A 22,531-nucleotide genomic window follows, 5' to 3' on the forward strand; every position below is an offset into this window, starting at 1 on the left:
TAAGGCGCAAATAAAAGGTTTTTCGAGGGTAAATAAAACGATAAAATAACATGACGTAAAAATAAAACCAATGACAACAGAATTAGTCGTCATTGGTTCGTAAGAAATGCTCGTTTCATTGATTTGATGATCTGTTGAGCGATTGAGTGGAGGATCGTTGGACCAACTCTACCGGCAATAAAAGTTCTTCCCATGATTTATCGGGACTTTGGATACGATCTAAAAGTAAACGAGCAGTCGCTTTCCCTAATTCCAAAATGGGTTGAGCAATGGTCGTTAATTTAGGTTTCATGTATTCACACATATCGATATTATCGTAACCGATAATGCTATAATCTTCGGGAATCACTTTATCATGCTCCGCTAAACCACGATAGACCCCAAAAGCTAACTCATCATTCAATGCAAAGATCGCTGTAGTAGGAGAAGAAAGCAGATCAGGAACGATCTCATAGCCGCCTTTTTTAGAAAACTCAGCGGGGAACCAATGGAGCTGTTTCTCAGAATGTTCGCCCTTTTTACATGCCGCCAGAAAACCATCGATCCGATTTTGGACATTTTGGGGCGTTTGCTGTGGATAAACCAAAGCAATCTCCTGATGTCCTAAGCCTAATAGATGCTCACCGGCTAAATATCCACCGTGATAGTCATCGGTTAAAACTGCGTCACTGTAGCCTTCTGCTTTTTTCTGATCTAATACGATAAATGGTTTGCCTTGTTTTTTCAAAGAATTTTGAAGTGTTTTTGTTGAGACAGCTGATGAGGCAATGATAAAACCATCGACACCGCGTTGCGTCAACTCCAGTAAATAATCGGTTTCTTTTTGGTGGTCAAAATCTGCATTACATAAAATCGTGACAAAATTTTGTTGGTAAAGACAATCTTCAATTCCTTGCATCAATGTATTGAAAAAAGGATTGGTAATATCGGGTACCAGAACACCGATCGTTTTTGTTTTCTTGGTGATCATTTGTCGAGCAATGTAATCGGGCTGGTAGCCTAATTCATCTCTTGCTTTCACCACTTTTTTGACTGTATCTGGATGGAACTTTGCTTCATTGCCATTCAAGATCAATGAGACAGTTGCGATGGATACGCCTGAATGTTTCGCAACGTCTTTGATCGTCACTTTTTTCTTTCCCATTGCTATACTCCTATCTCTTTCTTAGTGCCATTTTCCCATGAATACGTAAAGAAGTAAATGAGAGAAATGACTTTGTCTCTTTTTAGGTTTTGAGCGTATCGGCGGTAGACTTGTCAAATCGTTTTTATTCCTTTTTTCAAAAAGGTTTTTTTCACAACCTTTGATTTCAATGTTAGAATAGAAGGGATCGATTAAATAGAAAAAGCAAACTGGAGAATGAAGGTGGAAGTGATATGAAATACGTAGAAGTAAAAAATGAATTTAAGCGTTACCAGATGGGCGAAACAACGATTACAGCGAATGACGATATTTCATTCTCCATTGAAAAAGGAGAATTAGTGATCATCCTAGGTCCTAGTGGGGCTGGGAAGTCAACAGTATTGAATATTTTAGGTGGGATGGATACACCAGATGAAGGACAGATCATCATTGATGAGACAGATATTGCGCAATTCAATGACAAACAATTGACGGCTTATCGTCGCACAGATGTGGGCTTTGTTTTTCAATTCTATAATCTCGTTCCTAACTTGACCGCAAAAGAAAATGTCGAGTTAGCGACAGAAGTATCGCCAAATGCGTTAGACCCAGTAGAAGTCTTGACGCAAGTTGGACTGGCGCATCGGTTGAATAATTTTCCGTCCCAATTATCCGGTGGCGAGCAGCAACGGGTATCCATTGCACGAGCACTTGCGAAAAATCCAAAATTATTACTTTGTGATGAACCGACTGGCGCGTTGGACTTTGAAACAGGAAAACAAGTATTGAAATTGTTGCAAAATGCTAGCCGTGAACATGGAAATACAGTATTGATCATTACACATAACTCGGCTTTAGCGCCAATCGCTGATCGAGTGATCCATATCAACGATGCAAAAGTCCGAGCAGTCGAATTGAATGAACACCCTTCATCAATTGATGAACTTGTTTGGTAAGGAGGTCTGTAATGAAAAATAAAACTTACCTGAAAGCAGGGTTTCGTGAGATTCGCCAATCAAAAGGGCGGTTCATCGCAATCATTTTGATCATTTTACTCGGCACGCTACTGTATGTCGGTGTTAAGACAGCCGGTCCTGTGATGCAAAAAACGATGGATGAATATGTCCGAGCAGGCAAACTCTCTGATTTACAGATCGTTTCAACGGCAGGCTTGACCGAAGAGGACGTTGCTCAGGCAGAAAAGCTCTCCGGTGTCACAGTTGAGACGGGGAAACAGCTTTTTTACGCAAATGCGAATAAAAATGAAGTTGTCCAAGTTTTCTCTTATGATCCTGACATGAAACAGAATCAATTGACGGTAGTCGATGGTCGATTGCCTCAAGCAGAAGACGAACTTGTGTTAGATGAGAAAGCTGAAAATCAAGGGTATCGCATTGGTGACACCTATACGATCGAAACAGACGACTTGAAAGAGACAGATTATAAAATCGTCGGTTTTGTCCGTTCGCCTTTATTCATCAATAACTTGGAACGAGGTTTTGCAAATGTCGGCAATGGGAGCATCGATTACTTTGCCTATGTCCCACAAGCGAATTTTACAACGGATATCCAATCGGTTTTAACTCTTGACTTTGCGAATGTCGATGATCTGAATACGTACAGTGCAGAATACCAAGAAGAGATGGAAAAGAATATCGAAAAGCTGGAAGAGTTGTTTAAAGAACGACCACAGCAACGTTTAGAACAACTACAGCAAGAAGGCAAGGATGCTTTAGCCCCTGCAAAACAAGAAGTTGCAGATGGAAAATCACAATTAGCGGATGCGAAAAGTCAGCTAGCAACAGCGAGAATGCAGATCGATCAACAACGCCAAGCCTTGGCGCAGTTACCAGAACCACAACGAACACCAGCGTTGAGTGCGTTGGCTGAGCAAGAAAGTCAATTATCAGAACAAGAAGCACAATTGACGACAAAAGAAGCTGAGCTGACAGAGGCTGAAGCAACGATTACTGAGAATGAAGAAACAATCAATGAGTTAGAAAAGCCAACGTATCTTTTCAAAGAACGCTCAGAAAACGTCGGCTTTCAGGAATTCGGCGATCTAGCAGAACGAATTGCAGCTATCGCGAATGTCTTTCCTGTCTTTTTCTTCTTTATTGCGGCATTGATCACTTTTACGACGATGACGCGGAGGGTAGAAGAAAACCGTCGAGAAATCGGTACACTGAAAGCTTTAGGCTATAGTAAATTAGAGATTGCCAAAAAATATGCCATTTATGCTTGTCTCGCGTCTGGCATTGGGATTATTTTAGGAACGGTACTAGGAACAAATCTTTTACCGCGAATCATTTATGAACTTTCCAATGAACGTTATGATATCGGCAGTGCGGTGATTTTTTATGATTGGCCACCGATCATCCAAGCAGCAATTGCATTTTTCATCGCAGCTTTTGGTGCGGCGATGTTAGTATTATTCAAAGATTTGCGCGAACGACCAGCTGCTTTATTGCAACCTAAGGCGCCAAAACCAGGGAAAAGAATTCTTTTAGAATACATTACGCCTCTTTGGTCACGTCTAAGCTTTAATCAAAAAATCAGTTATCGTAACCTTTTCCGCTATAAGTCACGGATGTTTATGGCAATCGTCGGAATTGCCGGCTGTGCAGGATTGATGGTCGCTGGAGTAGGGTTAAAAGATTCACTTAGTTCTGTTTCCGACAAACAATTCGGCCCGATCATTGATTACCAAGCCATCGTAACAACTAATCAAACCGATGAAGCGAGTCAAAAGGAAGTTAATGAGGCAATGGATGATCAAGCGAAGATCACTGACCGTTTAGCAATCGATACGCAAACTGTTGAGCTACGCAAAAAAGGACAAGCGTCACAGAGTTTGACTTTGATGGTACCAGAAAAGGAACAAGCTTTAGAAACATTTATTCATTTGAAAACAACGGATGATCAAGCGGTCGACTTGCCAGATTCTGGACTTGCAATCACCCGAAAAGCGGCAGAACTATTTGATTTATCTGTCGGTGATACGATCGAGCTGTATGATGATGATCAACAAAAGCTACACGGTACAGTGGAGGTCATTTTGCAAAATTATTTAGGGAATTTCGTCTACATGAGCCCAGCCTATTATGAAGAAATTTCTGGACAGCCGATGACGACAAATGCGTACTTGATCAAAACAGAAAAGATGTCGAAGGATGAAGAAGACACGTTATCAGAAGAATTATTGAAAACTGGGGCAGTCACGAATACTTCGTTTATCTCAACACAGATCAAGAACCAAGAAGAATCTCTTTCTAATTTAGATGCGGTAGTTATCATCTTCGTTGTTCTATCAGGCTTGTTGGCATTTATCGTGTTATACAACTTAACGAATATCAATATCTCCGAACGTGTTCGCGAGTTATCTACGATCAAAGTTTTAGGCTTTTTTGATAAAGAAGTGACGATGTATATCGTTCGAGAAAATATCATCTTTACTTTGTTAGGGATCCTTGGAGGATTTGGGATTGGCTATGTTTTAACTGATTTTATCTTACGTCAAGCATCAATGGAATCAGTGATCTTCCCATTAGTGATTACTTGGGTCGCTTATACACTATCTGCTGTTTTAACGATCTTATTCACGGTGATCGTGATGATCGTGACTCATTTCAAATTGAAACATATCGACATGATCGATGCCTTGAAATCAAATGAATAATGAGTAGGAGGATGATTATGAGTATTACTGTGAATATCTTGTATACAGGAAAAGAAGGCAGTGCAAAGGCATTTGCGAAAGAAATGACCGAACGTGGAATCGTTGAACGCATTCGAGCACAAGAAGGAAATGAACGTTATGAGTATTTCATTCCTTTAGAAGAAGATGAAACGATTTTATTAGTGGATCGTTGGGCGGATCAAGCAGCAATCGATCGCCATCACCAATCAGAAATGATGGTGGAAATCGCTGAATTACGAAAAAAATACCACTTAAAAATGAAGGTCCAGCGTTTTATCGATGAACCCAGCGATTAGAAAGAACAATATTTATCCGTTTATTGCGAATTCTTGAAAAAGAAGAGAGCAATAAGCGGTTTTTTGTCGGCTAAATATAGGAAAATAAAAAAGAGACAAACACAAAAAATGGATAAACAGCGTATTGCATTCTGCTTATCCATTCTTATTGTTCGAGTTTATTCAGTAAATTTTGGCATGGTACCTTCATTTTTTTTAAAACGAATAAAGCTGCGAATCATTTCTCGGATGATCGTATATGTTGGCAGCACGAGGATCATCCCTAATAAACCAAACAAGTTCCCAGCGACAAGTAAAAGAAAAACAGTCGCAATCGGATGGATGTGGATCATTTTATTCATCACGAGAGGGGAAACTAAGTATGACTCACCAAATTGGATCAAGGTGATGAAGGCTACTAAGAGTAAAGCTGTTTTGACGTCTTGACTCAAAGCATAGAGTAACGCAGGTGCCGCACCAATAAATGGACCAAAATATGGGATGATATCCATCAATCCGCAAATCAAGGCAAGCAATAACGCATTTGGCAAGCCCAATACTTTGAAAACAAGATAACTTCCTACACCGACATACATACAAACCAATAGCTTGCCACTGATATAGGTCGAAGCAGCTAAGTGGAAATCATGACACCAATCTCTGACTAGCTGATGGAATTTCTTAGGCATGTAACGTGTCAAAGTAGCAGGAATCTTATCCCCATCTTTGAACATATAAATCAACAAAAGTGGGATCGTGAAGAGAATGATCGCAGAACGTGAAACGATTTCGAATACATTGACTAAACTTGAAGTTGCTCCTGAGACAAATTGTAAAACAAAGCGCGTCAATTGATTCAATTCTAATGTATCAATAAAAGTAAGCAAATGTTCTTCCAGTAAAGATCCATCCAGATTTCCCGCTAAGACATACAGTATTTGAGGGATTTGCCCGATAAATCGACTGATTTCTAAAATGATGATCGGTAGAACAACTTGTATGATCAAATAAATAGTCAATAAAATCAGCGACATCATCAACGTAACAGCGAGTGTTCTTGATTTTATATATTTGAGGAGTTGATTGTAAATAGGTAGGAAAATATAAAAAAGAAAAACTGAGATCAAAATTGGCAAGAAAATGCTTGCCATGATCGCTTCTAAGGGTCTGAAGATAAAAGTGATCTTAGAAAAAATAAAAATAGTGATTCCTGTCAAACTGAGTAAAACAAGTGTAGCAAATAGTTTGGAGCGTTTTAAAAAAGTCATAGTAGAGATCCTCCGCTGGGTGGCTTTTTATGGTTGAGAATGTGAAAGAAACGTACATCCAGTTTTAGATGACATGAGATGATTTCTGGCACAACTCATATTCAAATATAACATAACTATAAGAATTTATTTATTTTTCGAAGAATTTATTAAAAAAAATAAATGTTTTTAACTGAATCAAACGTAGCCAAAACGGTTCATCTCACTGGAAAAACTGGAGATATTCCTAAAAAAAGACTTTTTTCATTTACCTGTGACATTGATTTACAAACGCTTACGTTTCGGATATAATTGGATTATCAACTTATATATACAAGTTAAAAATCAGCTGGAGGGTTGGCTTATGGCATTTACAGAAAAAGTGATTTATCAGATTTATCCCAAGTCATATCGTGACACGAATGGTGATGGGATTGGAGATTTACCAGGAGTTAAAGAAAAATTGCCTTATTTGAATGAATTAGGCGTTGATATGATTTGGTTGAATCCTTTTTATCCAAGTCCGCAAAAAGATAATGGCTATGATATCTCTGATTATCAAGCAATCGATCCATTATTCGGCACAATGACCGATTTTGAAGAGTTAGTCGCTGAAGCGAAAAAATATCAGATCGACATCATGTTGGATATGGTGTTGAATCATGTCTCTATTGAACATGAATGGTTCCAAAAAGCATTGGCCGGGGATAAGTATTATCAAGATTTCTTTATTTTAAGAGATGAACCAACGGATTGGGTGTCAAAATTTGGCGGGAACGCATGGGCACCATTTGGTGAAACAGGTAAATATTACTTGCATCTATATGATAAAACTCAAGCCGATTTGAATTGGCGTAATGAAGCGGTCCAACAGGAATTGTTCAAAGTTGTCCGTTTTTGGATGGAAAAAGGGGTCAAAGGGTTTCGTTTTGATGTGATCAACGTGATCGGAAAAGACGAAGAACTGAAAGATAATGCAGAAAATGAAGGAAAAGCCGAATACACAGATAAGCCGATTACTCATACGTATTTGCAACGCCTAAACAAAGAAACATTCGGACAAGATCCTGAAATCATTACGGTTGGAGAAATGAGTTCAACAACGATCGAAAACTGTATTTTGTATACACTGCCTGAACGAAATGAATTGTCGATGGTATTTAATTTCCATCATTTGAAAGTCGATTATGAGAATGGCAATAAATGGACCACACCAGCATTTGATTTTGAAGAATTAAAACGGTTGTTCCATACTTGGGGAGAAGAAATGAGTGCAGGAAATGGGTGGAATGCTCTATTTTTAAATAACCACGACCAGCCCCGCGCCTTGAATCGCTTTATCGACGTCGAACATTACCGCAAACAAGGGGCAGAAATGTTGGCTACGATGATTCATCTAAATCGAGGAACGCCATATATCTATATGGGAGAAGAAATCGGGATGATCGATCCAGACTTTGCATCTATTTCTGACTATCGGGACGTTGAAAGTTTGAACGCTTACCAGCTTTTACAAGAACAAGGACTCACTCAAGAAGAAGCTTTCCGCCGAATCAAAGCAAAATCACGAGACAACTCACGAACACCCATGCAATGGACAGATGAACCACAAGCCGGATTCACATCTGGGACACCTTGGCTGCCTTTAGCAGCAAAGCATGAAACAATCAATGTAGCGAATGAACAAAAGCAAGAACAGTCGATTTTTGCTTATTACCAACAGCTGATTCAATTAAGAAAAACATATCCAGTGATTGCTATCGGTGATTACCAAGCATATGTACCTGAACATCCACAAGTCTATGGCTATCTTAGACAAACTGACGATCAAAAATTACTCGTCTTGACCAACTTTTACGCAGACGAAACGACAGTCGAATTACCAGAAGAATTTGTTGCTGCGAAAGTATTGATCAGTAATTATCCAACGACAGTTGAAAAAGAAATGAAGTTAAAGCCTTATCAAGCAGTCGCTTTATTATTGCAGTAGAAGTAGGGGTTTTGAACACTATTTATTCAGTTTAAAGGGATAAGAGTTGACTAATGTCACACTCTTATCCCTTTTTTAGTTATTTAAAATAATCTTTCTCTGAAAAGTCAGCTTTTTGATAGACACCTTGGTCACCGTAAAACTTGTTGTACCGTTGTTTGAATTTTCTAAAGAGGAATACAACGAGTAGTTTGACCAGTGTATAGATTGGAATACCAAAAATAACGCCCATGATTCCTAGAAGATCACCCATGACTAGTAAAACAATCAAAATCGTGATGGGATGGATCTGTAAACGATCGCCCATGACACGAGGAACGACAAGATCTCCGTGCAGCAATTGGACAACGAACCAGACGATCACGAATTTTACAGCCATGAAGGTTGAATCTTGAAAGGCAATGAAAAGCCCGGGAAAGAAAGCCACAAATGGTCCGATGTAAGGAATAATACATAACAAACCAGCAGCGATAGCAAGAATACTTGCAAACTCTAAACCAATCAATAAGAACGTTACCCAATAGACAGCCCCTAGAATGAAAGAAGCGATAATCTGTCCTTTTAAGAAGGCCCCTAATTGCTGGTTCGCAATTTTAGTCAATGTTCGAAAATCCGTCCGAAATTTTGGTGGCACGATACCTAAGACCGCTTGATAAAAATTGTGTGGATCTTTTAACAGGAAGAACGCAATAATCGGGCCAGTGAACAATGTGATAAAGGTCGTTGTCACAGCTGAAAAGAGATTGCCTAAACTTTCAGCCCCACTCTTCCAGTAATTACCGATGAATGAAGTAAAGTTATCGGTGAAGTCATCAACCGATGCGAAGAATTGATTGAACGTATCAGAAAATGGCGTCTGTGCTAAAAAGTCTCTCAACGTTTGTTGGAAATCTTGGAATAGATCAGGTAGCTGTTGGACCAGTGAAGTCGCTTGTTGTTGTAAAAACGGGAACAGCCAGACAGCCCCTAAACCGATAAACAATAAGATAACCAGAAAGACTAAAATGACCGACAGATTACGTGATAATTTCTTGCTGAGACGTTTGATCAAAGGATCTAATAAGTAATATAAGACCAAAGCAAAAAGGACCGGTGGCAAAGTCGTGATAAAAATGACAACCAGTGGCCTGAATATAAAAGCAATCTTTTGGAAAAAGTAAATGACCAACGCAATCATCACGAGTAAACCAAGTACATAATACGAAGTTTTACCTCCTAAAAAACGAATCAGTCGGGAAGTTTCTTTTGATTTTTTTTCCACGATAGTTCTCCTTTCTCTTGAAATAAGTAGTTAGTTTTGAGGTTGAGCCATTCGTACGAAGTAACTATTGAAATCGAATGAGCGCTTTGCACTCGTCAGCCAAGCCGTATAAACATGAAAAGCTATTTTCTGATTTTCCATCTTAATGTTCAGGTCAAATCGCTTTTCTCACAACCTTGATAAACGGTGTTCAAGAAGCAACACTTCAATAATAAGCCAAGAAAATCCAAAATGAAAAAGCCATTTTTGATTTTCCTGTCTTATTACTCAGTGCTGACCGCTTCTTTCACAACCTCAATAAACGGTGTTCGAAAAGCTGACCTTCAACATTAAGCTGAAAAATCAAAAAATATGAAAAGCTATTTTCTGATTTTCCATCTTACTGTTCAGGTCAAACCGCTTTTCTCACAACCTTGTTCTACTCCAAGTTATTATAATCTGAAACGGGTATAAAAAGAAAATAATACAGTTGAAAAATCAAGCGAATTACTTTAATAAAATAAATTTAACAATAATGCTTGACGAGTCGTTTGATTCTATGCTAAATTAATTCCTGTTGCTAAAACGTAACTATTACGATTTGTATTTGCTAATCGTAATCAAACATAGAAAGAAGATGAGAAGGAGCGAATAAGATGAAGCGTTGGATCAAGGTGGTAGGAGGCTTGCTGTTTGCAGGGATACTTGCAAGCTGTGGCACAGGAGAAACTGCAACACAAACAAATGCACAAAATGATGAAAGCTTAAATGTAATGACAACATTTTATCCAATGTATGAATTCACTAAGCAAGTCGTCGGAGATGAAGGAAATGTTGAATTATTGATTCCGGCTGGAACAGATTCACATGACTACGAACCTTCTGCAAGAGATATGGCAAAAATCCAAGAGGCAGATGTATTTGTCTATAATGATGAAAATATGGAAACGTGGGTTCCAGCGATTGAACATACATTAGAAGAAGGAGATGTCCTTCCAATCAAAGCAACCGAAGGGATGTTGTTATTACCTGGTGATGACCATGGACATCACCACGACCATGGCGACCACGATGATCACGATCACGCTGATGATGATCATGACCACGATCATGACCACGACCATGGCGACCACGATGATCACGATCACGCTGATGATGATCATGACCACGATCATGACCACGACGATGATGCTGACGATCATGACCATGATCACGACCACGGAGACCACTGTCATTCACACGAGTTAGATCCACATGTCTGGTTAGCGCCAAATCTAGCGATGAAGCAAGTAGAAACGATTCGTGATCAATTGATCGAAGCTTACCCAGAAAAAGAAGAAGCATTCACTGAAAATGCTGCCTCTTATTTAGAAGAATTAGAAGCACTACACAACACGTTTAAAGAAACATTGGGTCAAGCAAAGCAGAAATCATTTGTTACCCAACATGCTGCATTTAATTATTTAGCTCTAGAATATGGTCTTAATCAAGTACCGATTGCCGGTCTTTCTTCAAGCGAAGAACCATCTGCTGCAAGAATTGCCGAATTAAAAGAATTTGTAGAAGAACATGGTATTGAATATATCTATTTTGAAGAAAATGCCAAAGACAGTATCGCTCGTACGTTAGCTACTGAAGCTGGCGTATCATTAGCAGTGTTGAATCCATTAGAAGGATTGACAAAAGAACAAATGGACAATGGCGAAACATATATCTCAATTATGGAAGCAAACTTAAAAGCGCTCCAAAAAACAACAGATACTGAAAACCCATTAGAAGATACATTGAAGCCAGAGAAAGAAAAAACAGTTTATAACGGTTACTTTGAAGATGAAGAGGTCAAAGATCGTCCATTATCAGACTGGAACGGTGTTTGGCAAACAGTCGATACGTATATGGCAGACGGAACGTTTGATCAAGTGTTTGAATATAAAGCAAAAACTAACCCAGACATGACAGCTGAGGAATACCGTGAGTACTATGAAGTAGGGTACAAAACGGATGTCGAAAAAATCGAAATCAAAGATGATACAATGATCTTTACCTTTAAAAACGGCGAGGTCAAAGAATCTAAGTATCGCTATGCGGGTAAAGAAATCTTGAACTATTCAGCAGGTAATCGTGGGGTTCGCTTCTTATTCGAAGCTGAAGATCCTGATTCTGGTGCGTTCAAGTATGTACAATTCAGTGACCATTCAATTGCGCCGACTAAATCAGATCATTTCCATATCTACTTAGGAAATGATAGCCAAGAAGCGTTATTAGAAGAAATAGAAAATTGGCCAACTTTCTATCCTGAAGAAATGACTGGCAAAGAAATCGCGCAAGAAATGATCGCACATTAAAAGAGACTAAAAAACGAAGGATGAATGGAAAAGAGGGCTTTACGACTTTTCATTCGTTCTTCGTTTCTTTATTGAAAGATTCAGTTGCTTTCCTTTTCTGGCATTCAAGAAATCAACTTCTTTAATCCGCGAATCGAAACAGGGATGACATCCCCATTGGATAGAGTCACTTCTCGTGTTTTCTTATTAATTGTTCGGACATTTTGAGTATTGATGACATAAGATTTGTGACAGCGAATAAAGTGTTGATTTTTCTTTTCGATATCTTTTATCTTCTCATAAAACTGCATTTGTGCATGTGTCAGGTGAACCTCAAGTTTATGAGGCGTGCCTTGTGCAGTAGAAAAGTATTGGATATCTCTGATTGGTAAAAACTTGATTTCGTCATTGAATTCAATTCTGAAAATATCCTTTTGCAGCGGCGCAGTTTGGAAATCTTCAAATATTTTGCTTAAGATCCGTTCAACATTTTCTTTTAAATCAAAAATATCTTCTTTGATAATATAATCAGTCGGCTCAATGTTGCTTTTCAAAATCGTCATGGAAAGATCTGTATGTGAAGTGACATAAATGATTTTTCCAAGCGAATCCAAGTCACGTACTCGTTTGCCAATGGCAATGCCGTCTAACTCACTGTCTTTTAGTTCGATATCTAAAAAGTAGATACCAAAAGAAGACGTACGTACCCTTGCTACATTGAGGAGTTCAACAGGATCAGAGGTAGCAATATGGACATAACTCTCCAAATTTTCGATCATGATCCGATTCTTGATTACTGTAGAGATGACTTCCAGTTGTTTCGGATCGTCTTCACAAATGTAAATGGGAATCATAAAATTACTCCTTTAATTGTATATGGATTGTCTGCGAAAATCGCTGATTCTCAATCGTTGTTTCAAGAAAAAGATAAGGATTCGTTTTTGTTAGTTCATCAAGGATAAACAAACCTAATCCTTCATTCTTTGGATTTGTTTTTGTCGAGAAGCCTTTTTGTTTTAATTTACTCAATGGAAAAGTATTAGTCGTCGTATTGATGACGCGTATCATCAACGACTGCTTTTTCTTGATGATAAGGACTTCGATTTTTTTCTTTTTGGTTACCGTCGCACCTTCGATTGCATTATCAAGGATGATCCCAAGCATTCTTACCAAATTGATCGTATATTTCTTCCCGAGAACGATCTCTTCTGGGACAGTCAATTGGACAGAGATACCTTTTTCTTGGGCCATCATTAGTTTTAGAGAGAAGAGACTTCTAATTTCAGGTACTTTCATTTTATCTAGTAAGCTAAGATTTGCTGGGAAGAGATTCATCATTTCACGTGTAGGTAAAATCGTTTGATTGTAATATTTTTGTAAGCCTTCTAGATCGCCTTCAGAAATGTAACTATTTAGAGAAAACAACAGATTTTGGTAATCGTGTTTAAACTCTCTAAGCTCTTGATAATTCTTTTCTAGATCTCGAATGTAATCTTGCTGTAACTGGATACGTTGTTCTAATAATTGATCCGCCATTTTTTTATTAGATATTTTCCAATAGTAAGTAAAGATGATAAGACCTATGCATAGATACAACATAAAAAAACTAGTATTTAGTGCTAAAACTTTTGGTGTTTCGCCAGAAAAACGGGTATAGAAAATAATGATGTAGTAAGTGAGTAGAATCAGCGCACCAATCGTACCGATCATGCGACGATCGATCATGTATGACCAATTATCTAGAATTTTTTTAAATCCATAAGCAAGTAGTAAAGCTAATATCGCGGATACAGCGATATGGAAATACTGTAGCGCATCGCCAGGTTCGATGACAGCTGACTGCAATACTAAAAAATCTGCGACACTCGTCAAATGATCCCCTAAAATGGAAGTCAATAACCCCCAAGGTACGGCATAGATCATATGATGGCGCGAAGATGAAAAGAAAAAGAAAAGCAGAATCAGCATGGCGATTGCAACAAGTGCAGAAAAAATACCTAAAATCGGGTAAAGCATTCCCAGCAGGGTCGCTGCTAAGAGACTAAACGTAGAAAATAGGTATTTATTTTTAATTTGGGGATTGATGAGTAAGATAGAACTTGTGTAAATCAGGTATTGCAAGGCTATGGACCATAGAAACATAAAGCACAGCTCCCGTTGCGTTTTCCCAAATTATAGCATACTTATGATTTTATTTTTTTAATTTTTCAGGTATTTTAAATTCTGAGCTCATACCGAAGCAGCAGCCAGATACAAAGAAATCAGAAAGGTTAGTTAATTGTTTAACGATTGTTTTTTTCATAAAAAATTCCTCCAATATTCATCATGTAATTTGTAACTGGAAGCAACGTAGCTATTTCTAAAATAATCCCAAGTAATAAATAGGTAGAAAAATAAGAAGCAGAGAAAAATAATGTGAATGCCGCAAATAAAAGATACATGAAAATCGCTTTTTTTAGTAGGGGTGGGCGTTTCTCTGGTGCAATCGGGTTCAGCGCTGTGCCTCTTGATCCATAGCGAAGCAAAAGGAAAAAACAAACGATTAACAAAAGGACCATCATAGGAAAAGAGATCGTCAATTGATAATGTTTCATTAGTAAGGGAACCCCCCACAAGTAAAGCAATGTCCAAAGTAAGCAAACAAATTCAGAATCGGAATGAAGACCATAAGCGTATCTGCGAATACAGATATAGGAGAGAAAAGTCACTCCTGTTTCCGCCCATGTGCCTGTCAATAAAGAAAATACGAAAACGACAGCAAGTTTTCCAAGGTTGTTCAGCAAAACTTCTAGAGCGAACTTCACTTGGATGTATGTCATATCTTCTTCATCCTGTTTACCGTTGAATAATATTGCCAATATTCTATTTACCACTTTATTTTTCATCTCTATACGTACCTCCGAGTAATATATTAATCGAAAATGCGTAAAAAAAGTGTTTTAACTCATAAAAGAGCGTTTTAAGATCAAAACCGTTAAAAAAGTGAAATTTGTAACATGTTTGTTATATAGGAACGTGTTTTTTGTTTTGTTTCAGTGCAAAAAAACAAATAAAAGCAAGATTTATCTTTAAATCATGAAAAATCAGCTAAAAATCGAGTGAACGATCTCTGATTTTTAACAAAAAGTGAGCTAAAACCAAAAAATAGTGAGATTATTTAACAGTTTTGATGTTAAAAGTACTTTTTATGATATTTTTGTGTTATGTTTGGAATTTTATGTTAAAAAGTAATAGAGGTTGTGAAAGAGAATATGAGTGACACGTTCTTATATTTTTGTTTTGCTAACTTCTAGTATAGAAGACAACAGCTACTCTTCCCCTTTCGTTGTTGTCTTCTGATATAACGTGAGTAGAGGTTCCTATGTGAAAATACAAGCCTTGATGAAGGTGAGTTTTTATATTAAATATTTAGTGGTTTGAGAAACTTATCAGAAGAAGCTGTGCGAGATGCACAACATAACGGAGGAAATAGTATGGAAAATGAAAATCTATTTGAAATCGGTAAAACTTATGCCTTTGTATCAGATTTATTCTGTTCACCAATTGAAGCGGAGATTGAAAAAATCTATGAGAACAGTTTGATGGTTCGCGTTCTCAATTGTGCAGATGAAGACAACGAAACCGCACAAAATCTTCATTGGCAATTAGTTGTTCGTAAATCAAATGCTGTAAAAGAATATAGCTACTAAAAGCAGATATTCATAAATAAGAATCAAAACTTTTACAAATAGCCAATCAAATTGGGAATGATGAATCGTCATTTTCGGATTTGATTGGCTATTTTTTTCCACTTTTTATGAAGGAAATCCAGTTTATCTTGGAAGTTTATCAATAGATATTTTACTAGTAGCGAGTCATTTCTTCATGTTCAAGAATATCTCCTCAAAAGAGGGAAGCCCCATTTTATTTTTTGTAAAGGTCTGTTAGTATAAAGAAAATAAATGGAGTAGAAAATAAATAAGAGAAAGATGGGGAAGATGATCAATCAAGAAAGTGAGAAAGAAATTCTTCGATTGCAAAGAGAAATCAGCCATTGGGAAACAAAGTATAAAAAGCTCCAACAAATTTTTCGAATGCAAGAAGAGATAATTGCCAGTTATGAAGCTACATATGGGGAAGCACCGGGGTTGGTAGAAGAACATCAAACAGAAGAACAGCCAAATGAATCATTTTTTGAGAATATTGAAAAGCGCTCTTATAATCGCTTTAACAATGAGCAAAAAGCAGCGATTACTTATGATATGAGTAAACACTTACGTATCATTGCAGGCGCTGGGAGCGGGAAGACGCAAACGATTTGTGCGAAAGCCGTTTACTTGATGAATGAAGAGCAAGTAGAAGAACAAAGAATTTTAATGATTACGTTTACTAGAAATGCTGCCAATGAACTGAAAAAACGAGTGGATAATTTCAGTCAAAGAAAAACAAGTGTGACGATTGGAACGTTTCATAGTATTTTTTACCGTCTGTACAGTGAGATCAAGCGCCAATTTCCACATCTGTCTAGTGAAGGGATTCAAGGTGAATTTTCTAAAGACACGCCTTACAAAGTAAATATATTACTGCAGAAGCTGATAAAAAAATATCAACTATATTCTTTTGATCAATATGGTGAAAAAACGATCGCTAACCGTTTGGACTATTGGCAAAATATGAACCTGTCTCAGCAAGAGATCATCCAATTGATCAAAAAAAGGTTTGATTCGATCGAGAAAGAGCCACGGCAACCTATCTCTGCACGCATGGATCAATTAATGACTGAGCTATTTGAAGAAAAACGAAGACAGCAACTTTTTGAGTTTAACGATGTACTACAGAATTTGAAAGCTGCCCTCTCGAATGAAGAAGTCAGAAAATATGTAGGAGAAAAATACGATTATTTATTTATCGATGAATTTCAAGACACGAATCCTTTGCAATGGGCAATCGTGCAATTGATTACGAAAGATTCCTCAATCAAGTTGATCATTGTTGGAGATGATGATCAAAGTATCTATGGCTTTAGAGGTTCTGAACCGGACTACATCAAACAATTTGAAAAAGAGTATCCAACAAAAACACTTTTTCTATTAACCAATTATCGCTCGCGTGCATCGATCGTCCAAGGGGCTAATCGATTGATTACATTCAATAAAGAAGACCGTATACCAAAAGCAATGGTGCCGGCACAAAAAGAAGCAGGTATCTTGCAGGCTCTATCATTTAAAACGGTACAAGAGGAAAGTGATTGGCTGATCCAGCAAGTGAAAACTTTCATAGCAGACAAAGGAAAATACAAAGAATCCATCGTGTTGTATCGTTCGCTCTCACAAACACAAGCCTTAGTACAGCATTTGATACAAACAGATATCCCTTTTGTCTTAGAAGCAGATTCGCAATATGCAGGAATATATGGAATCAAGCTTTTCCAACAATTCTATCAAAAATTCATCGTTTGGTATGATGCGGCAGCACCATTGAAACCACAAGCTTATCAACAATTATTAAGACAGTTGATGATCAATTGTTATCTGAAAACAAATGAATGCGACCAATTTTTCTCTACTAAAAACCATGATCAAGATATTGTTGCCTATATATTAAAACGTCGTCCTAACTTAGAATCCAGAGAGAAAGAACTAAAAGCTTTTGTAAATACCCTAGAAACATTCAGTCAACCAACAAAACGTTCATACGTTCCACTGATCGAGGCATATTGCCGATTACCAAGACCGTATAAGGAAATCGAGCAAGGCGATAAAGAATGGCTGCTGGAGACGATCAAGAAACATCCAACGATCCAACAATTGAAAAAACTATATCTTGAGATCCAAGGGATTGCAGCAGAACTAAAAACAAGGCTGATTGCGTATCGCAAAGGAAAACTAGACGCACTGTGTATCCAGAGTATCCACAAAAGTAAAGGATTAAGTTACCGTAACGTCTTTTTGATCGGTTGCAATGAAGGAATGATTCCTTACAATGGGGCGGTGGCGAAAGATACAAGACAAAAGAGTGAGTTGAAAACAGAACCGTTAACGACGATTGAAGAAGAGAGACGGCTTTTTTATGTCGCGATGACGAGAGCAAGGAATCGCCTTTATTTATGTGTACCTGAATTTAAAGGGAAAAGAAAATTAAAACCTTCTCGTTTTATTAAAGAAACGGGTTGTAAAGTTAAAAAAATCCAATAAATCGTAAAAAGCAAAGCGAGTAAAAATACACTCACTTTGCTTTTTTATTCAAAAAAATAAATAACTGTATTTATTTAAGTTGATTATAAATAACCGTTGTTTCATCAAAGAATATAACGTTTTATAAATGGTTTAAATAACTATTTTTTATAATAAAACGATTTTTATTTATTTTGAAGATAGCGTATGACTGGCATTATTTTGATATTACGTTTAGAATGGGATTACAATTAAAAAGGAGTGAGAAAATGATAAAACTATACACTTCGCCTAGCTGTACATCTTGCAGAAAGGCCAAAGCATGGTTACAAACGAATCACCTTGATTTTGAAGAAAAGAATATCTTTGCAGAACCTCTATCAGAAAATGAGATCCGACAAATATTGGCCGCGACTGAAGGTGGAGTCGAAGATATTATTTCCACTCGGTCAAAAGTTTATGAGAAATTAGGCATCGATTTTAATGATTTATCGTTGAAAGAAATGATCCGTTTGTTCAAAGAATACCCTTCTTTACTTAGACGTCCGATTTTACTTGATGAAAAACGAGTATTGATTGGCTTTAATGAAGATGAAATTCGTGCATTCATCCCTAGAGAAATTCGTGGTGTGGCAAGAAACTTGATCTATATGAAACATAGCGTCTTGTATTCGTAAGAATAGGAGGAGGCGTTGTGAAAATCAAAATTTATAGTTCAACGAATTGTATGATAACCGTCAAAGCGATCCAATGGTTAGAAAAGCAAAGTTTGTCTTACCAATTCGTTGATATAGAAAGCAGAGCATTAAGTAATAAAGAAGTCAAAGAGCTATGTAGTTTTGAAAATGCAGATATTGAACAATTATTTACTACATGGTCGTTTGAATTCAAAAAAATAAAAGCTGGACTTCCTAAGAATAAAGAAGAACAACTTCTATTATTGTGCAAAACGCAACGTCATCTGTTAAGACGGCCTCTGATCATCATCGATGATACGTTGTTTGTTGGATACGATCAACGATTGATGGAACAATTGATTTTACATGAATAAACTTTATCCAATTGAGTTACATACTGAAAAAGACAATTGGAATAACCGGCTTTTCCTTAGTAACAAGCCAAAGAATCAAAATATCACCCACCTGTTCTCTGATTTTTTGGCTTATTACCAAAGGCATGCTACACATTTTCTCAAAGAAAAAACAGTTATTTTTTTCGGGTTCCTACTATATAGAGGGGCAGAATAAGAAATGCTTCAGGTACGACCAGAGAAAATAGTTATTGACAATCAAATAGAATCAATGGTATATTTTTTTTTGTTGTTTTTTAGTTTTTGCATGATCAATAAAACTTGAAATAATGCTTGACGAACAGAAAAACACATGTTAATATAACTGATGTCGTTTAAGATAGTGGGCAACGAATGTTGACTCTATAAAAGATAAAACAAAAAAAGTTGTTGACAAATAACAAACGACAAGTTATGATAAGTGAGTTGCTAAAACGACCTCGTGAAAAACGAGTTCAAAAAACTTTTAAAAAATAGTTGACAATCAATTGATGGTTTGCTAAGATATAAAAGTTGCTACGGCAATCACAAACGATAAACGAAGCGGTCGTGTTTCAATTATCACGTAGACCTTTGAAAACTGAACAAAGTAAGACAAACCAAATGTGTAGGGCGTCTTGATTCAATTCAAGACAACAAACATTTTTAACAAGCAAGCAATATGCTAGCAAACAAATTGAGCTTAACAAATGAACTATTATGATGTTCGAAAGTAAATTTCGAACTACAGTTCCACATCAGCTATCGCTGTGAGGAACTAGCATATTATGAGAGTTTGATCCTGGCTCAGGACGAACGCTGGCGGCGTGCCTAATACATGCAAGTCGAACGCTTCTTTTTCCACCGGAGCTTGCTCCACCGGAAAAAGAGGAGTGGCGAACGGGTGAGTAACACGTGGGTAACCTGCCCATCAGAAGGGGATAACACTTGGAAACAGGTGCTAATACCGTATAACAATCGAAACCGCATGGTTTCGGTTTGAAAGGCGCTTTACGGTGCCGCTGATGGATGGACCCGCGGTGCATTAGCTAGTTGGTGAGGTAACGGCTCACCAAGGCCACGATGCATAGCCGACCTGAGAGGGTGATCGGCCACATTGGGACTGAGACACGGCCCAAACTCCTACGGGAGGCAGCAGTAGGGAATCTTCGGCAATGGACGAAAGTCTGACCGAGCAACGCCGCGTGAGTGAAGAAGGTTTTCGGATCGTAAAACTCTGTTGTTAGAGAAGAACAAGGGTGAGAGTAACTGTTCACCCCTTGACGGTATCTAACCAGAAAGCCACGGCTAACTACGTGCCAGCAGCCGCGGTAATACGTAGGTGGCAAGCGTTGTCCGGATTTATTGGGCGTAAAGCGAGCGCAGGCGGTTTCTTAAGTCTGATGTGAAAGCCCCCGGCTCAACCGGGGAGGGTCATTGGAAACTGGGAGACTTGAGTGCAGAAGAGGAGAGTGGAATTCCATGTGTAGCGGTGAAATGCGTAGATATATGGAGGAACACCAGTGGCGAAGGCGGCTCTCTGGTCTGTAACTGACGCTGAGGCTCGAAAGCGTGGGGAGCAAACAGGATTAGATACCCTGGTAGTCCACGCCGTAAACGATGAGTGCTAAGTGTTGGAGGGTTTCCGCCCTTCAGTGCTGCAGCTAACGCATTAAGCACTCCGCCTGGGGAGTACGACCGCAAGGTTGAAACTCAAAGGAATTGACGGGGGCCCGCACAAGCGGTGGAGCATGTGGTTTAATTCGAAGCAACGCGAAGAACCTTACCAGGTCTTGACATCCTTTGACCACTCTAGAGATAGAGCTTCCCCTTCGGGGGCAAAGTGACAGGTGGTGCATGGTTGTCGTCAGCTCGTGTCGTGAGATGTTGGGTTAAGTCCCGCAACGAGCGCAACCCTTATTGTTAGTTGCCATCATTTAGTTGGGCACTCTAGCAAGACTGCCGGTGACAAACCGGAGGAAGGTGGGGATGACGTCAAATCATCATGCCCCTTATGACCTGGGCTACACACGTGCTACAATGGGAAGTACAACGAGTCGCGAAGTCGCGAGGCTAAGCTAATCTCTTAAAGCTTCTCTCAGTTCGGATTGTAGGCTGCAACTCGCCTACATGAAGCCGGAATCGCTAGTAATCGCGGATCAGCACGCCGCGGTGAATACGTTCCCGGGCCTTGTACACACCGCCCGTCACACCACGAGAGTTTGTAACACCCGAAGTCGGTGAGGTAACCTTTTGGAGCCAGCCGCCTAAGGTGGGATAGATGATTGGGGTGAAGTCGTAACAAGGTAGCCGTATCGGAAGGTGCGGCTGGATCACCTCCTTTCTAAGGAATATTACGGAGACTACACACGTTTGTCGATACTTTGTTCAGTTTTGAGAGGTCTACTCAAAATTTAACCCGGGGCCTTAGCTCAGCTGGGAGAGCGCCTGCTTTGCACGCAGGAGGTCAGCGGTTCGATCCCGCTAGGCTCCATTAACAACATTTGTTGTTATATACTTGTTCATTGAAAACTGGATATTGAAGTAAAAATGTAAGTAATACAAACCGAGAACACCGCGTTGAATGAGTTTTTTAATAAGTTCAATTGCTTATTTTTCTTGATCGGACTTCTATCGCTAGAAGAAAGATCAAAACCCAACCGTAAGGTTGATAAGGTTAAGTGAATAAGGGCGCACGGTGGATGCCTTGGCACTAGGAGCCGATGAAGGACGGGACTAACACCGATATGCTTTGGGGAGCTGTACGTAAGCTATGATCCAGAGATTTCCGAATGGGGGAACCCAGCATCTTTTATAGGATGTTACGTATACGTGAATACATAGCGTATACGAGGTAGACGCAGAGAACTGAAACATCTAAGTACCTGCAGGAAGAGAAAGAAAATTCGATTCCCTGAGTAGCGGCGAGCGAAACGGGAAAAGCCCAAACCAGTGAGCTTGCTCATTGGGGTTGTAGGACTCCGATCTGGTAGTTCTTTCAGATAGTCGAATGACTTGGAAAAGTCAGTCAAAGAGGGTGAAAGCCCCGTAGACGAAATTTGGAAGGCACCTAGGAGGATCCTGAGTACGGCGGAACACGAGGAATTCCGTCGGAATCCGGGAGGACCATCTCCCAAGGCTAAATACTCCCTAGTGACCGATAGTGAACCAGTACCGTGAGGGAAAGGTGAAAAGCACCCCGGAAGGGGAGTGAAATAGAACCTGAAACCGTGTGCCTACAACAAGTCAAAGCCCGTTAATGGGTGATGGCGTGCCTTTTGTAGAATGAACCGGCGAGTTACGATTGCATGCGAGGTTAAGTTGATGAGACGGAGCCGCAGCGAAAGCGAGTCTGAATAGGGCGTTTGAGTATGTAGTCGTAGACCCGAAACCATGTGATCTACCCATGTCCAGGTTGAAGGTGCGGTAAAA

General features: G+C 38.8%; 15 protein-coding genes, 1 tRNA gene and 2 rRNA genes (1 of these 18 running past the window's edge). 12 read left to right on the plus strand and 6 right to left on the minus strand.

What is annotated here, in order from left to right:
- Positions 1–115: 115 nt before the first annotated feature.
- Positions 116–1,144, minus strand: a complete 1,029-nt coding sequence (rbsR, locus tag DOK79_RS08315; protein WP_206857727.1) for a ribose utilization transcriptional repressor RbsR — start codon at positions 1,142–1,144, stop codon at positions 116–118.
- Between the two features lie 233 nt (positions 1,145–1,377).
- Here rbsR and DOK79_RS08320 point away from each other — a divergent pair, with 233 nt between their 5' ends.
- Genes DOK79_RS08320 through DOK79_RS08330 form a run of 3 tightly spaced genes read left to right on the plus strand, consistent with a single transcriptional unit; the run spans position 1,378 to position 5,119 of the window.
- Positions 1,378–2,079: an ABC transporter ATP-binding protein gene (locus DOK79_RS08320; RefSeq protein ID WP_206857725.1), complete on the plus strand. Its 702-nt coding sequence runs from the start codon at positions 1,378–1,380 to the stop codon at positions 2,077–2,079.
- Between the two features lie 11 nt (positions 2,080–2,090).
- Positions 2,091–4,802, plus strand: coding sequence for an ABC transporter permease (locus DOK79_RS08325; protein WP_206857723.1), 2,712 nt, complete (start codon positions 2,091–2,093; stop codon positions 4,800–4,802).
- 17 nt (positions 4,803–4,819) lie between these two features.
- Complete coding sequence (locus tag DOK79_RS08330; RefSeq protein WP_206857722.1) at positions 4,820–5,119, plus strand: antibiotic biosynthesis monooxygenase family protein; 300 nt, start codon at positions 4,820–4,822, stop codon at positions 5,117–5,119.
- Between the two features lie 158 nt (positions 5,120–5,277).
- Here DOK79_RS08330 and DOK79_RS08335 read toward each other — a convergent pair whose 3' ends face one another.
- Positions 5,278–6,366, minus strand: a complete 1,089-nt coding sequence (locus DOK79_RS08335; RefSeq protein WP_206857715.1) for an AI-2E family transporter — start codon at positions 6,364–6,366, stop codon at positions 5,278–5,280.
- A gap of 343 nt (positions 6,367–6,709) precedes the next feature.
- Here DOK79_RS08335 and treC point away from each other — a divergent pair, with 343 nt between their 5' ends.
- Positions 6,710–8,335 carry an alpha,alpha-phosphotrehalase gene (gene treC, locus DOK79_RS08340; protein WP_206857712.1) on the plus strand — a complete coding sequence of 542 codons (1,626 nt, stop codon included), beginning with the start codon at positions 6,710–6,712 and terminating at the stop codon, positions 8,333–8,335.
- Between the two features lie 79 nt (positions 8,336–8,414).
- Here the strand turns inward: treC and DOK79_RS08345 are convergent, their stop codons facing one another.
- Complete coding sequence (locus DOK79_RS08345; protein WP_206857710.1) at positions 8,415–9,596, minus strand: AI-2E family transporter; 1,182 nt, start codon at positions 9,594–9,596, stop codon at positions 8,415–8,417.
- A 635-nt stretch (positions 9,597–10,231) separates the two neighbouring features.
- On the opposite strand from DOK79_RS08345, the gene DOK79_RS08350 reads away from it, so the two are divergent.
- Positions 10,232–11,920, plus strand: a complete 1,689-nt coding sequence (locus DOK79_RS08350; RefSeq protein WP_242543322.1) for a zinc ABC transporter substrate-binding protein AdcA — start codon at positions 10,232–10,234, stop codon at positions 11,918–11,920.
- Between the two features lie 104 nt (positions 11,921–12,024).
- On the opposite strand, the gene DOK79_RS08355 is transcribed toward DOK79_RS08350, so the two are convergent.
- The 3 genes from DOK79_RS08355 to DOK79_RS08365 all read right to left on the minus strand — a co-directional run bounded on the left by DOK79_RS08355 (position 12,025) and on the right by DOK79_RS08365 (position 14,784).
- Complete coding sequence (locus DOK79_RS08355; protein ID WP_206857708.1) at positions 12,025–12,753, minus strand: LytR/AlgR family response regulator transcription factor; 729 nt, start codon at positions 12,751–12,753, stop codon at positions 12,025–12,027.
- Between the two features lie 4 nt (positions 12,754–12,757).
- Complete coding sequence (locus DOK79_RS08360) at positions 12,758–14,041, minus strand: sensor histidine kinase (RefSeq protein ID WP_206857706.1); 1,284 nt, start codon at positions 14,039–14,041, stop codon at positions 12,758–12,760.
- Between the two features lie 140 nt (positions 14,042–14,181).
- Entirely contained in the window at positions 14,182–14,784 is a 603-nt protein-coding gene (locus DOK79_RS08365) for an accessory gene regulator B family protein (RefSeq protein ID WP_206857705.1), read from the minus strand.
- Positions 14,785–15,372: 588 nt separating this feature from the next.
- On the opposite strand from DOK79_RS08365, the gene DOK79_RS08370 reads away from it, so the two are divergent.
- The 7 genes from DOK79_RS08370 to DOK79_RS08400 form a co-directional block, all read left to right on the plus strand.
- Positions 15,373–15,588 carry a hypothetical protein gene (locus DOK79_RS08370; protein ID WP_206857701.1) on the plus strand — a complete coding sequence of 72 codons (216 nt, stop codon included), beginning with the start codon at positions 15,373–15,375 and terminating at the stop codon, positions 15,586–15,588.
- A gap of 279 nt (positions 15,589–15,867) precedes the next feature.
- A complete protein-coding gene (locus DOK79_RS08375) occupies positions 15,868–18,072 on the plus strand; it encodes an ATP-dependent helicase (RefSeq protein ID WP_206857699.1) in 2,205 nt (734 codons plus the stop codon).
- 248 nt (positions 18,073–18,320) lie between these two features.
- Complete coding sequence (gene spx, locus DOK79_RS08380) at positions 18,321–18,728, plus strand: transcriptional regulator Spx (RefSeq protein ID WP_019724106.1); 408 nt, start codon at positions 18,321–18,323, stop codon at positions 18,726–18,728.
- 17 nt (positions 18,729–18,745) lie between these two features.
- Complete coding sequence (locus DOK79_RS08385; protein WP_206857697.1) at positions 18,746–19,102, plus strand: ArsC/Spx/MgsR family protein; 357 nt, start codon at positions 18,746–18,748, stop codon at positions 19,100–19,102.
- A gap of 781 nt (positions 19,103–19,883) precedes the next feature.
- A 16S ribosomal RNA gene (locus DOK79_RS08390) occupies positions 19,884–21,443 on the plus strand.
- Between the two features lie 77 nt (positions 21,444–21,520).
- Positions 21,521–21,593 (plus strand) — tRNA-Ala (locus DOK79_RS08395).
- A 181-nt stretch (positions 21,594–21,774) separates the two neighbouring features.
- Positions 21,775–22,531 (plus strand): 23S ribosomal RNA (locus tag DOK79_RS08400) (it continues 2,158 nt past the right edge of the window).
- Together the 16S and 23S rRNA genes with 1 tRNA gene alongside form the textbook arrangement of a ribosomal RNA operon.

The organism is Enterococcus sp. DIV1094, from assembly GCF_017316305.2.
GTDB lineage: Bacteria > Bacillota > Bacilli > Lactobacillales > Enterococcaceae > Enterococcus_B > Enterococcus_B mangumiae.

Coding starts and splice junctions, on each gene's coding strand:
- DOK79_RS08330 (WP_206857722.1), top strand. CDS start 4,820: ATGAGTATTACTGTGAATATCTTGTATACAGGAAAAGAAGGCAGTGCA.
- DOK79_RS08365 (WP_206857705.1), bottom strand. CDS start 14,784: ATGAAAAATAAAGTGGTAAATAGAATATTGGCAATATTATTCAACGGT.
- DOK79_RS08360 (WP_206857706.1), bottom strand. CDS start 14,041: ATGTTTCTATGGTCCATAGCCTTGCAATACCTGATTTACACAAGTTCT.
- rbsR (WP_206857727.1), bottom strand. CDS start 1,144: ATGGGAAAGAAAAAAGTGACGATCAAAGACGTTGCGAAACATTCAGGC.
- spx (WP_019724106.1), top strand. CDS start 18,321: ATGATAAAACTATACACTTCGCCTAGCTGTACATCTTGCAGAAAGGCC.
- DOK79_RS08325 (WP_206857723.1), top strand. CDS start 2,091: ATGAAAAATAAAACTTACCTGAAAGCAGGGTTTCGTGAGATTCGCCAA.
- DOK79_RS08355 (WP_206857708.1), bottom strand. CDS start 12,753: ATGATTCCCATTTACATTTGTGAAGACGATCCGAAACAACTGGAAGTC.
- DOK79_RS08375 (WP_206857699.1), top strand. CDS start 15,868: ATGGGGAAGATGATCAATCAAGAAAGTGAGAAAGAAATTCTTCGATTG.
- DOK79_RS08370 (WP_206857701.1), top strand. CDS start 15,373: ATGGAAAATGAAAATCTATTTGAAATCGGTAAAACTTATGCCTTTGTA.
- DOK79_RS08335 (WP_206857715.1), bottom strand. CDS start 6,366: ATGACTTTTTTAAAACGCTCCAAACTATTTGCTACACTTGTTTTACTC.
- DOK79_RS08350 (WP_242543322.1), top strand. CDS start 10,232: ATGAAGCGTTGGATCAAGGTGGTAGGAGGCTTGCTGTTTGCAGGGATA.
- treC (WP_206857712.1), top strand. CDS start 6,710: ATGGCATTTACAGAAAAAGTGATTTATCAGATTTATCCCAAGTCATAT.
- DOK79_RS08320 (WP_206857725.1), top strand. CDS start 1,378: ATGAAATACGTAGAAGTAAAAAATGAATTTAAGCGTTACCAGATGGGC.